The 10,482-nt window shown below is 38.4% G+C and carries 7 protein-coding genes and 2 pseudogenes; all 9 read right to left on the bottom strand.

The genetic code is table 11. From position 1 onward, the window contains the following. Window positions 1-120 precede the first annotated feature (120 nt). Complete coding sequence (locus ACFFAP_RS30745; RefSeq protein ID WP_375514766.1) at window positions 121-2,562, bottom strand: alpha-mannosidase; 2,442 nt, start codon at window positions 2,560-2,562, stop codon at window positions 121-123. A gap of 21 nt (window positions 2,563-2,583) precedes the next feature. Then, window positions 2,584-2,823: a hypothetical protein gene (locus ACFFAP_RS30740; protein ID WP_375514765.1), complete on the bottom strand. Its 240-nt coding sequence runs from the start codon at window positions 2,821-2,823 to the stop codon at window positions 2,584-2,586. A 284-nt stretch (window positions 2,824-3,107) separates the two neighbouring features. Further along, window positions 3,108-3,467: pseudogene (locus tag ACFFAP_RS30735) on the bottom strand (transposase); the annotation flags it as partial. A 178-nt stretch (window positions 3,468-3,645) separates the two neighbouring features. Further along, window positions 3,646-4,335: pseudogene (locus tag ACFFAP_RS30730) on the bottom strand (IS630 family transposase); the annotation flags it as partial. Window positions 4,336-4,970: 635 nt separating this feature from the next. Then, a complete protein-coding gene (locus ACFFAP_RS30725) occupies window positions 4,971-5,327 on the bottom strand; it encodes an SET domain-containing protein-lysine N-methyltransferase (RefSeq protein WP_375514764.1) in 357 nt (118 codons plus the stop codon). Window positions 5,328-5,992: 665 nt separating this feature from the next. Further along, entirely contained in the window at window positions 5,993-7,030 is a 1,038-nt protein-coding gene (locus ACFFAP_RS30720; RefSeq protein WP_375514763.1) for a polysaccharide pyruvyl transferase family protein, read from the bottom strand. A gap of 403 nt (window positions 7,031-7,433) precedes the next feature. Next, complete coding sequence (locus ACFFAP_RS30715; RefSeq protein ID WP_375514762.1) at window positions 7,434-8,189, bottom strand: sulfotransferase family 2 domain-containing protein; 756 nt, start codon at window positions 8,187-8,189, stop codon at window positions 7,434-7,436. A gap of 250 nt (window positions 8,190-8,439) precedes the next feature. Continuing rightward, complete coding sequence (locus ACFFAP_RS30710) at window positions 8,440-9,330, bottom strand: glycosyltransferase (RefSeq protein WP_375514761.1); 891 nt, start codon at window positions 9,328-9,330, stop codon at window positions 8,440-8,442. Further along, window positions 9,314-10,482: glycosyltransferase family 4 protein (locus ACFFAP_RS30705; protein ID WP_375514760.1), on the bottom strand; the 1,169-nt coding region annotated here is incomplete at its 5' end. The genes ACFFAP_RS30705 and ACFFAP_RS30710, both read right to left, overlap by 17 nt.

Genomic DNA, 10,482 nt, shown 5'->3' with positions numbered 1-10,482 from the left:
CTTCAGTAAAACAATCTGTATTCTTAAGCACAAAATTAGATGCGCTTACCCTGCATATTTCTGTGTCAAAAAAGCTCTTTAATGTTCTTTTAGCACAGAATGTTACTATTTTGGAGATGTCTATTTGCAATCATTAAGCAAACTCACACCGTAGCTAACCTCCTTAAGTTCTTCTTTCGACGCAGGTAAATTCGATGCTTCTCCTTGTTTTTCTTTGAAAGAGGAAATACTTAAATCTGCCCATCGTAAGGCTGGAACCTCCCATTTTGCTTTTTCTCTAGGTTCTTGAGGCTGAGTAGGGCGCTTAATAGCACCACAGGGAATTTCATAAGTAGCGTAGTCTGCCTGTATATTTAATGGAAAAGCTGCTTTTACTAAAACTTGCTGCTCCTGCCAATTTACAGTAGTAACAATTTTTAGAATTGGCGACTCAACCGAGAGGATATAATCTTGATAAAATTCAGAGCCTGCTAACTGCCGTACCACCTGTAAACGCTGTTGTATGTCTCCTTGCTCTACCCAATTGATGGATTTTAAATCTGTTGGAGGCAAAGGATGTTGAGCATAGTTAGGGTCAATATTCCAAGCATCCCAATATTGACCACTGTCTTGAAATGCTTGCAGTTGATTACATCCTTGTTGATTTACAATTTCTCTATTATGAATTTTATCAAAAATACTATTAAACTCACCAGTTTTTTCATCAACAATTACTCGTAAAAATTCATTTTCTAGAATCCAATTTTTTCTATTTATCTTCGATTCAAGCTTTACAGTCTGTTGAGGACATAGCCAGAAAACGTGATAGCCCACTGATGGAATATCATTTGCTAGAAATAGGAGTACTGAACCCTCAGATATCTGAGATGGTAGTAAATTTTTTTCTAAGTCATAAATTTCCCAGTATTTAAAGGAGGAAGTTGGTAAAGGTACGGCAACGACTTCTGAGCGTTGCCAATTTAAAGGGTTAAAGACGATAATCGGTAAAGCCTCTGGCTGTGGTGGTGAAGGAAAGTCAATTTGGGATGCAATCGCTTTAAGTGAAGACTCTAATATTTCTGAACCAATTCGGTCTACTTCCTGCCAAGCTTGGTTTGCATCTACATAAACTGCGGGAATTGAAGCTCCCGGTAAAATATCGTGGAATTGGTTAAACAGTACCTTCTTCCAAGCGTCTTCTAATTGAGCTTTGGGATAAGCTACCCCAGCACTCAGAGTTGCTAAAGAAGCAAATAGTTCTGCTTGGTATAATAACCCTTCACAGTGACGATTCCAACGTTTTTGATGGGCATGAGTAGTATAGCAACCACGATGAAATTCAAAATAAAGTTCATCATTCCAGACGGGTAAAGGGTTGGCCTTTTCTTCTTCAGCTTGTGATGAAACAGCAGAGATAAACTGCCCAGTGCTAATTGTAGACTCTAATCTACTAATTCGCTGCAAATAAGCGTCGCTTGTAGTGAATTCTAACCTTGGCAAAAAAGGAGATTTTTGCCAACGGCTTGCCACATTCAACATATCTTGGGTAGGACCGCCACCGTGATCACCACAGCCAAAAAGCCACAAAGCATCTTTTAAACCAGTCTGCTTTTCCCAATCAATGGCATAATTTGCCATTTTGATGGGGTTAATATCTTCACCAATCGAGTTAGACATCAAGCTCAGTATTTGAGTGCCATCGGGCGATCGCCACCAAAAAGCTCCGAAGGGAAAGACTGTGGTATCATTCCAACTCAGTTTTTGAGTAACAAAGTATTTAATCCCTCCAAGTTGGAGAAATTGGGGTAAAGTTGCACAGAAGCCAAAACTATCCGGTAACCAAATCACTTGATTTAACAGACCAAACTTTTCCTGTATATAACGCTGACCATAAAGGATCTGCCGCACAATCGATTCGCCATTAATCAGGTTTAGATCCGGTTCAACCCATGTTCCAGCTGCTATTTCCCATCGTCCAAGGGCAACCTGTTGTTGAATAGCAGCAAATAAGTCCGGGCGATGTTGTTCTATCCAAGCGTATAAAGCTGGACTGGAATGGCAGTAAATTAAGTTGGGGAACTCTTGCTGTAGTTTCAAAACTGATTCAAAAGTGCGCTGGGCAACTTCCCAGGTTTCACTTATCGGCCATAACCAAGCTAAATCAAGATGAGAATGACCCAACAAAAAAATGCGGCGTTCTTGTAGCAGTGGCAATTCATGAATTGCTAGTGCTAGGTTTTGGCGTAAAATTGCAAGTGATTGCTCAAAGAATTGACCATCTGGCAAAGCTGCCCAATTAATTAGAGTGACAGCTGCTGTCATGGTGTCCAATTTTTCTGGTGCTTCGGTTTTTAGATAGCGATGCAAGATAGTTAACTCATCAGCGACAAAACCAGGATCAAGGCGATCATCATTGGTAGACTCATACACAAGGTGCGATCGCATCAATGCCCCTTGATCATTTTCTGGACTTACCAAGCGTAATGCAACAATAATCTCCTCCCCTGTTTTTACAGACGGAATCAACAATACTCTGGTTGAGGCATCGAACAAATCTCCTTCCTGTACTAGAGAGCCATTCATAAAAATCTTGACATCTTTTGCCTACCAAGTCAGCGCTAGCCGTAATGCCAAACCCATTAAAGGATAGCCATACAAATCTTGCGGAATGACAAATTGTTGAGCAAGCCATAACACCTGACCGCCAAAAGGTATGGTAATGTGTCCTTTGGCATTGAGTTCAGCACAAGGCCAGTGTAAAAAGTTTGTCGGGAGGCAGATACTAGCATCGGGAGTATCTGAGTTGCAATACCGCCAACTGGTATGAACATTGAGCCGAGACATCTGGTTCAATCTTTCAATAGCTTGAGTAATCAGATTACTATCCATTTGGGAAAATAAATAATTTTTATCGAGTAATGAGTTCTTTTAAAACTAACTTTATATTTTTTGAAGGCTAGATGCAATCTCCTGCTTCTATTTTAGAACTGTCTAATTTAGTTTGTAGAATACTGGGTTTCCCATGAATGGAAAATCTGACGTTTATCCAAATCAATACTGGAAAATTTTAAAGCTTACACTGATTATCTAGCCATTTTTTATAGCCTTTATGATTATAATATATAGGACTAGTATTTGATTTTTGAAAAAACTCCGTACATCTCAAGAGATGCAAAATCAAAGGTGGTGTTTCGGATAAACCACTCAAACATCCATTTTAAATGGCGGAATGTTGGAACTAAAGCACAAAAACGTCTCTTCGAGACGCTGCGCGAACGAACCCAGGTTTTTGCTTGTAACCAAATATCTTCAATAGGATTTTGTGATGGGCAATTAGGAGCAAAACGAATGCAATGAATTTTCCATTGTTCTGCGGGTAAACCTTGATTTATCTGGCCTAAAAAGTTTTGAACAAGAAGTGAACGATGATAAGAAGCACCATCCCAAAGAAGAAGCAATCTTTGGTCGGGAGATTGGTCTAATAAATAGCGTAAATAATCTAGGACTTACGCATCATACATATGTACTATACTAAACTTGGGCTTTTGAGCCATATTGAACACTCAACACAGTCAATGTGCGACCAAATCAAAGTTTTGTTCAACGCCTGAAACGGCCATTTTGCGTAGTACATATTATGGTTGATTTGTACAGTGCGTAAGTCCTATAATCAATTGTATTGTTTGAGTTACCAGCATTATAAGCTTTAAGAAGTAACTTGCCGCCGAGATAATCAACCGCCCCGTAGTATGTCTGTTTATCTCGTTCGTTAACGATTCCAATTGCTATTTCTTGGTCAGTTCTGCCCCAAACATAACAAGTTTTGTCTCCCCATAACAGATGACACTCATCTATTAGTAATACTCTCAGTTTTCGGGCTTCTATTTCTTCTCTATTGCTTGCCAACAATGTTTCAATCTGTTTTTTTTGCAGTAACAGCCTCCTTGTCAGCCTTTGGATTCAAGCCAGTAGTTTTTTTCCAGCTAATTCCTGCTGCTTCAAATAAATCGTAATAGCTTCGTTTTGATTCGTAGATGACATCATGTTCAAATGCCAATTTATACTCCAACTCCCCAAGCTCCCAAGTATCTTTTGTTTGCAACCAACTTAATACTTCTTCTCGTTCTTCATCGCTCAGGTAACTTTTTCTCCCTTTATGATTTAAGCGCAATCCCAAAATTCCATGTTCGGTATAGGCTTGTTTCCAGCTTGTTATTGAACCAAGTGAGACATCCAAAATTGTTTGAATTTCTTCATACTTGTAGCCTTGATAAACCAGTTTCACTTGCCTTACGCTTTTCTGACTTCATGAGCATCTGGGCGACTATCCATAAATTCTTGTAGTTCTGTGATCGCCATTTCTAAATGCTGGTTTATCATTGTTCGTTATTAGACAGATATCTCTATCAGTATTATCTCGCGATTTTTTCAGAAATCAAATATGATTCCTATATAGAGGTAATTAGTCTTTGATTTATAAACTTTAATCCTAACATAACCTCTCCCTCCTATCGCTCCAAGATTGTTTTTTAAACATTGGAGTAGTTGAAAGGTTCCATGTAAGGATTCAATCGTGACACTAACTGTGGCTGTACCATTGGTTTCAACGACCTGTTCTGGCCAAAGATGAGTGCGAGCCATGACTGAATTTACCTATTTTTTTATCTGAGAGTGAATATTTCCAAACTAACCCTAGAAGCAATAAGCAGCATTTTATCCGTTCTGGGGGCATTTTATTCAAGAAGGATATGAAGTGAAATATGCTGAACTGTGGATGACAGTAGGGGCGGAATTCTGCTTGTTTCATGCAGCAGACACGCGTCGCGTGTCGAGTTGGCACAGCAGTTAGGCAATAAATTTTACGGCCTTCTCAGCACAGATAACTTTAGTGTCGAGTGTTCAGTAAAGTCGGAGAATTTAAGCTACCACTATGCTGGGAAATCCTACGGCTCGGCTTGTCGGTTACGGGCATCACAATTGTCGAAATCGTTTTATAACATCCTGTAGTTGATCGTAATCTCCTCTCCTTCATCGATGTCGCAAAGGGCATAGAATACGTAATGCCGATACGCCGCGTTCGGCGTATCGGCATGGTTAAGGTACCATCCAACCGACATCCGTCCGAAATCCTCAGGGCAGGCGAAACCTCTTTCCCTTTTAACGCCGTAATAACCGTAGAAGAGGTTATCATACTTTGAACCGCTAGGGATGACCCGTGTATTCTCGCTTCTAGCAAAGAGACGGAGATCAGTGCCGCTGCGGATCGGGTGCGTAGCAAAGACACCAACTCCGTGGATCGAGCTGGGCTTGAGGATGAAGGAGTACTCGTCGGTCGTCGTTTGCATCATACGCAGCGGCTCTGTTTCGTTCTCTGTGTAAATGGTTAGTTCAATAAATATTATGTATCTATATAGATTCAGTCTCACATCGCATTTTCATGCTTGGCTGTACAACTTGTTTCATCGGGACTGGCAGGGCAAACGCATCTAAATATAGTACACGTATACTAAATGAAGGATGAGCGCGGGTGTCAGTCAGGTTAAGCGTTTTTTCCTACTATTGATGGTGAAACAGCAGAGACATTGCGTCGGGTCTCTGCTCAAAGTGGTGATTGTATCATAAAGACACACTCAAAACCATCATTCTGGATTAAAGAACTGATTGATAAAGGTGAGGCGAAAGCGTCCTTTTGTTTTCGAGACCTAAGAGACACAATGCTGTCAGCAATCGATCACGGAGAAAGAAGTCGTAAAGGACTCGATCCATCAGGTGCGTTCGCAAATATTTATACACTGAAGGAGGCTATACTATTAGCTGAAAATAGCATCAAGCTTTACTATGCATGGAGAGAGTACGGTCAAGCTATATTTATCCAATATAGGAATCCGGTTTGATTACTGAAATTATTTGTGTAGATAGGCAAAAGGCACTCATGCAACAGGCAATAGGATTCTAGAAGATTAAGTGTACTGAGTTTTGTTCAAAAATAAAATAGGAGTCCTATAGCTTATAACTAATTTCCATTCGAGTATAAGTCTAACAATTCCTGTGCAGTAAGTTTGATTTGCGAAGAATCTTTTATAAATCTGCAAAAGGGAACTTGATGAGTCCAGGTTTCAAAAAACGACTCGTTTTTATGGTAAGAGTTAGCTAAAAAGATGTGAGGAATACCTAAAAGAATGCAGAGAATATGACCATGCAAGCGATTTGTAATAATCAGACGGTGTTGCCTAAGTTGATCTATTCCCTTGTGCATTAAAATCCAAGAAATGCGATGTATATCAGGATCGTAAAGGCGATCAAATATGGCTGGGGTACTATCGGGGTAGGTTTGAGAAGTTTCCATAATTGATTTGCTTGAACGCCAGATTTTCCATTCAGGAGAAACCCAATCTTCTACAATTACATTAGGCAGTTCAAAGATAGAAGCAGGAGAGAAATTTTGTTTCAATTCTTCATCTGCTCTACAATGATACAAAATAGAAGATTTTTGAGCAGTATTATTAGATGTTAGACATGACATATTTAACAGACAAAAAGCCATATCAGGTATTTTGATTATCTTACATTTGTAGAAATAATTAAGTGCAATTTTGTAGCTAAAATTTTCCCGAATAAATAAAGTTAAGTTGGGGTGAGAGTTAAATATATCAGCAGCTTTTTTTAAATTGCTTGTACTGTTAAAGTAAATACTTTGCGGCATAATTACAATTGGTCGATCTCGATATTTAGAGATTATATGCTCGCGAAATTTTTGATGATTAATCCAGATATCTCCCAAATTGCCTCCACCCTGAAGAATTATAGGAGCTTTACCAACCTGTTTTTCCATCACTTCCTCAGAGAAATCCTCGCTACCCGCAGCAGTATACTTGATTTTTGTTTTCAAGACATCAGTTAAATAAAATATTGTACCCAACCAAATAAGGTGATCGCCAATATTGAGATAATCAGGATAATTTAGTAGAGAACACTCTTCAAATGAGCCGATATTTTTTAATTCTTTGTGTAAAGTTTCTTGAATGTTTTTTACTACGGAACTGTTGCTCATTTGACTACCTCAGAGATTACTTTTATTTTATAGAAGTCATAAAAAAATATTTTCTTTCCTTATACTATTTTAAATTTTAGATTTGGGATTGTCTCAATCATTTTTCAATCATTAACACCAGAACTCAAGTTATCTTCCCGCTTTGAGGAAAATAAGTCTTGAGATTCAAAATAAGCTGATCCAAACAATACTAACTTAAAAGGGAAATAACTAATGTCAATATTCCAGAACAGAACATAGTATCTAAATGACCGAGGATAAAAAACTTATCATGGATAAATTTGCTAATTTTTCTAAATACGCGTCTAAAGTATTGTGCCATTGGCTAAAGGTCAAGGGCATGTCCATAAATTTTATTAGCAAATTTAAATAAAGTGAAATTTGGTTAAATATTACCTAGTAGTTACGATTTTTCAACTTGTTTCTTAACATAATTATATAACTCGATATCAAGGGCATTATCTGCTTCTATTTTTCTCAAAGCTTTTTCAGATATTTCATTTTTAGAAGGACGGTTGCTATTCACATTTCTTCTTTGAGGAGATACAAATTTCCAGCCCAAGTTTTTTTCACAAAGAATTAAAAAATCATCAAACTTTTCAGTCAAACCAACCATCGAGAAAAAGTTGTTTAAATTTAATTTTGCAGCTTCCAGCATTTCCTGGTAACATTTACCATATTTTACTCCTGTAATGCCTGATAACAATCGTACTTGAAAATTATCGTAAATTGTAAACTGCTTACTGTCCTGGCTATATAAAAATTCCTCAAAAGACATATTATTTTGAGTTAAATCTTTATGATAAAGATGATCCGGGTTAGCAAGTAGATAATAATAACAAGATATTACTCGGTCTACTGGTTCTCGAAGGAGTGTTATATAAGTTGACTCATTAGGAATGTATTCATGTATTCCAAAAGAGGTATGTCCAGCTAGAAATTTAATTTTTCTTTTTTCTTGTAGAGGAAGTCCTTTCAAATCTTTAATTGATTGGCTCACTTGTCCATCAATGCTATATAAGGGCCGTTCATCAATGATATATACAGAAGAACTATCATAGTTTGTTGAAGCTATATAGACTAAACTTAGTCCCCCCGTTTTAGGAAGATGCAAAAAAATTACTGTTTTTTCTTCAGAGAAAATGTTTTTGTAATTCATAGTTATTTTTGTATTTGAAGTTAAGTAAATATTTTTCTAAGCGAGTTAAAGCAACATTTCAAAACTAATTTTCTAAAACATATTACTTGGCTCTTTTACTGGGCTGTTTGCGATCTTTCAAAAAAATGCTTCAATGATTTTGTTACCAATAGCGATTACAATATCCCTCAGAATAAAACTTCCTAAATCATAACATCCTTCTAACTAATTAGCTAATTTGTTTGATGCTTTTAAGCAACTGCTTGCTTAATTACTCCCTCAACCACTGCCTAACCAACTGCTTCCACACTGGCGCAGGTAGACTGGGTTTGATCTGTCCGTAAATCCAGAACAGGCGGTAAATTGGTGCTCGTAAAATCCACTCGTAAGCTTTGCCATTTTGGATAATGAAGCGAATGTCAGCTAATACTGACTTACGCCATTTGCGTAAAGCATGGTACAAGCTCATTTTTTCTTCGTAAATCGACTGAAGTGCCAGAGCTTCTCTGTAAGCTCGCTGATATACCTTAACAAGAGGCTCGTTGTGTGAGTGATATACTGCTGCTTCAGGTTCATAGATGATTTTGTATCCCAGCCTTAGCATAGCCCGTGCCCACTTTGCATCCTCACTAGCAGTTAGCATTTCATCAAAACAGTACTTCTCCCAGCACTGACGACGAATAGCAGAATTAGCATTGGAAAAAAAGTGTTCGCGAGGATTATCCGGATTTGTTTGAATTCGTCTTCGATCGCTATAACCTGCTATATAGTCTCGCTGAACCGATGGCCAAGCATCAGGTTGAGGAATCTGCTTGCCATAAACTCCTGCCACTTCAGGGTCATCAAAGTGCTTAACTAGGTTTTGCAACCAGTACTGATCGTAGGGAAAAGCATGAGCGCTCAACGGTACAACTATTTCTCCCTTAGTAGCTTTGAAGCCAATGTTCAAAGACCGAGCAAATGTAAATTCTTCAGGTTGAATTTGAATTAGCTTAACGTCACTCCACTGTTTGACAATATTAACCGTTTCATCAGTAGATCCAGAATCTACGATAACAATATCTTTGAGCTTTAAAGATTGGTTTGTAACCAGTCTCAAAGTGTTTGATATGTATTTAGCTTCGTTTTTCGTGCGTATTAGTATGCTAGTTGTAATACTCATGGGATGCACCCTCGGACAGCATGAATGTCTCCTCAATTACTTCCACTACTTTTTTCATACTTTGTTCTTCCCTAAACATTTTTTCTGCTCGCTGCTTGCAAACCTGACCAAGGTCGTGACGCAACTGTGGACTCATAACCCAGTCTTGAATCGTCGTTACCAATTCTCTAACTGTGGCTTGCGAATCAATGTTGGGGTCAGGAAGTAATTTGCCAGTATTACCCAATTCTTCAGGAATTCCATTGACTGCTGTGGCAATAACTGGCAATCCCTTTGCCATTGCTTCCATAACACACAAAGGCATTCCTTCTAGTAGTGAAGGAAACACAAAAATATCAGCAGCATTCAGCCAATCTGAAACGTCAGAGCGGCTCCCCAAAAATATAACCTTGTTAGTTATGCCTAGTTGCTCAACTGTTTGTTGGAGTTCCTTTTCGAGTTGTGGCTCAAAAATTCCAGATCCTGCCCACACAAAGTAAAGTTGAGACCATGCTGGGTTTAACATCAGCTGCTTGATTGCTTCTAGCTGATACTGGTAGCCTTTTCGTAGTTCTATGCGAGCAGCTGTGAAGCAAACTACAGCATCTGTTGGTATGTTAAGCGATTGGCGCAGGCGATCGCGCACGTCAAAGTCGCAAGGAGTGAAATATTCTGAAGGTCGTCCATTATAAATAACCTTTCCTTTATTTTCAGGAAGCTTGAATAATTTGTGTAATAAACTTAAATTCTCATAAGAAACGGCAATAACTGACTTGGCTTGAGTGTAGTGATGTGATAGCTCATCTAAGTATTCAGCGAACTGAACAGCTAGCTGTGGCACAACAAGATTCTCGATTACAATGTAGGGTATTCCAAGTTGAATAGCAATTTGTTTAACGACAAAAGTGGCGAACGGATGGGCGTTATTACAAATAATCAAATCCGGTTTTTCAGAGCAGTTTGTTAAAGTCGGTTGCCAACATTCAACATCAAAGCCTAATGCCCAGCTTTTAAACTTAGCTTTCGGTTCTGCCCATATGTGTCGAATACCCAACTGCTTTTGGAGGCTGATTATCCTATCATCATATGCTGGGGGTTGTACACTGGTTACTTGATATGGGACTTCCAGGAAATAAAGTATACAGTTAATAAAAATGATAATCATTACGAAGG

The organism is uncultured Nostoc sp., from assembly GCF_964245575.1.
Taxonomy (GTDB): Bacteria; Cyanobacteriota; Cyanobacteriia; order Cyanobacteriales; family Nostocaceae; genus Nostoc.
Note: the sequence above shows the minus strand (reverse complement) of the source record. Positions and strands in the feature narration are given on the sequence as shown.

Bases quoted from the DNA above. Each gene is read 5' to 3' on its own strand.
- ACFFAP_RS30720 (WP_375514763.1), bottom strand. From the start codon at position 7,030: ATGAGCAACAGTTCCGTAGTAAAAAACATTCAAGAAACTTTACACAAA.
- ACFFAP_RS30725 (WP_375514764.1), bottom strand. From the start codon at position 5,327: ATGATGCAAACGACGACCGACGAGTACTCCTTCATCCTCAAGCCCAGC.
- ACFFAP_RS30745 (WP_375514766.1), bottom strand. From the start codon at position 2,562: ATGAATGGCTCTCTAGTACAGGAAGGAGATTTGTTCGATGCCTCAACC.
- ACFFAP_RS30715 (WP_375514762.1), bottom strand. From the start codon at position 8,189: ATGAATTACAAAAACATTTTCTCTGAAGAAAAAACAGTAATTTTTTTG.
- ACFFAP_RS30710 (WP_375514761.1), bottom strand. From the start codon at position 9,330: ATGAGTATTACAACTAGCATACTAATACGCACGAAAAACGAAGCTAAA.
- ACFFAP_RS30740 (WP_375514765.1), bottom strand. From the start codon at position 2,823: ATGTCTCGGCTCAATGTTCATACCAGTTGGCGGTATTGCAACTCAGAT.